Source organism: Frankia gtarii (genome assembly GCF_025403375.1).
Taxonomy (GTDB): domain Bacteria; phylum Actinomycetota; class Actinomycetes; order Frankiales; family Frankiaceae; genus Frankia; species Frankia gtarii.
The window spans coordinates 1-1631 of the sequence record NZ_JAMPTM010000520.1; the positions used below are offsets into that span (position 1 = coordinate 1).

2 protein-coding genes are annotated in these 1631 nt (G+C 73.8%); one reads left to right on the forward strand and one right to left on the reverse strand.

Annotation, left to right across the window (positions count from 1 at the left end; all coding sequences use genetic code 11):
- Positions 1–970 (reverse strand): serine/threonine-protein kinase (locus tag NBZ83_RS32015; RefSeq protein ID WP_261576498.1); only part of this gene is annotated, 970 nt, incomplete at its 3' end.
- A gap of 177 nt (positions 971–1147) precedes the next feature.
- Between NBZ83_RS32015 and NBZ83_RS32020 the strand changes: the two genes are divergently transcribed.
- A partial coding sequence (locus tag NBZ83_RS32020; RefSeq protein ID WP_261576499.1) for a cytidine deaminase occupies positions 1148–1631 on the forward strand: 484 nt, incomplete at its 3' end.

Below are 1631 nucleotides of genomic sequence, written 5' to 3' on the forward strand. Positions count from 1 at the left end.
CCGTGGGTGCCGGCGAGGGCGTGGCGCCGATTTCCGGTGGTGAAGGCGGGCCGTCGGGGGAAGTGCGGGCCGGTGGGCCCGGCCGGGTGGGGCGGCCCGTCCGTGACGAGCGGCGCTCGCCGCCGCGTTCCAGGATCTCGCGCAGCCGCTTGCGCACCATGGAGAGCGGGGGACGGCTCAGGTCGTGCGGCGCCATCAGCTCGTCGATCACCGGCGCCAGCGGGCCGGCTCGACGGAAGGGCTGGCGCCGGCCCTGCATGAGCGCGGCGAGCACCGAGATCGGGTCGCCGCCGGCGAAGGGCGGGCAGCCTTCGACCGTGGTGAACAGCGTGGCACCCAGGCCCCACCGGTCACCGGTGGCGCTGCCGGCGTCTCCGCGGGCCCGCTCGGGCGGCAGGTAGGCCGGCGACCCGAGCACCATCCCGGTGCTGGTGAGCCGGGGATCGCCGTGGCTGACCGCGATGCCGAAGTCGGTGAGCCGGGCCCGGCCGTCGGGGGTGATCAGCACATTGCTCGGCTTGACGTCTCGGTGGACGATGCCGAGGCGGTGCGCCGCCTCCAACGCGTAGGCCAGACTGATGCCGACGCGACAGGTCTCGTCGACCGGCCGGGCGCCGAGGTCTGCGATGATTCGCGACAGTGCGTGTCCCTCGACGTATTCCATGACGATCCAGGGCAGGTCGCCGTCGTCGATGACGTCGAGTACGGCAACCGCTCCCGGATGGTGCAACCGCCCGGCGGCGCGCGCCTCGCGCAGCACCCGTTCCCGTGCTCGGTCACGCTCCAGGCCACTCTCAGTGATCGGTAGCCGGACCTCCTTGACCGCGACGACCCGTTGGAGCAGCTCGTCGGTGGCTCGGTGAACGACACCGAAACCGCCCTGACCGAGGATGCCGTCGAGCCGGTAGCGCCCTCCGACGAGGGCTACCGCCCCGGCCGGACCCGGATTGTCCGGGGACTCGCCTGCCATCCCTCGTCCCTTCCCGATCGCCAGTGAGGCTCGCGTCCATGGGATCACATCGTGGCCGGCCTGCGGAGGTCGGGCATGCTGGCCACTAGCGCCCCTTCGGACCACGGACTCCGGAACGCGCCGGTGGCGAGAACACGGGGTGGTTGGGAGCCGGGGTGCAGGAACATGGGGTGGAGTGTGGACGACAGAAGCTGGGAACGGCTGCGGAACGCCGCTGTCCGTGTCGCGCGGAGTGCCTATGCGCCGTATTCGGGGCTGCGGGTCGGTGCCGCCGCGCTGGTCGTCGACACCCCGGACGCCGAGGGCCGCACCACCGGGGACGAGCCCTGGGTGGTCGTCGGATGCAACGTCGAGAACGCCTCGTACGGGCTCACGCTGTGCGCCGAGTGCGGCCTCGTCTCGGCGTTGCACGCCCGCGGCGGTGGGCGGCTGACGGCGTTCGCGTGCGTCGACGCGGACGGGCGGCCCCTGGCACCCTGCGGCCGGTGCCGGCAGCTGCTCTACGAGCACGGCGGCCCGGACCTGCTCGTCGCGACGGCTGACGGCGTGCGCCGGTTGGCGGAGCTGCTGCCCGGCGCGTTCGGCCCGCTCGACCTGCCGGCCCCGCCGCGGTCGCCGGATCCCGCGGCGGTGGCCGCCGGCGACCCACCCCCCACCGAAG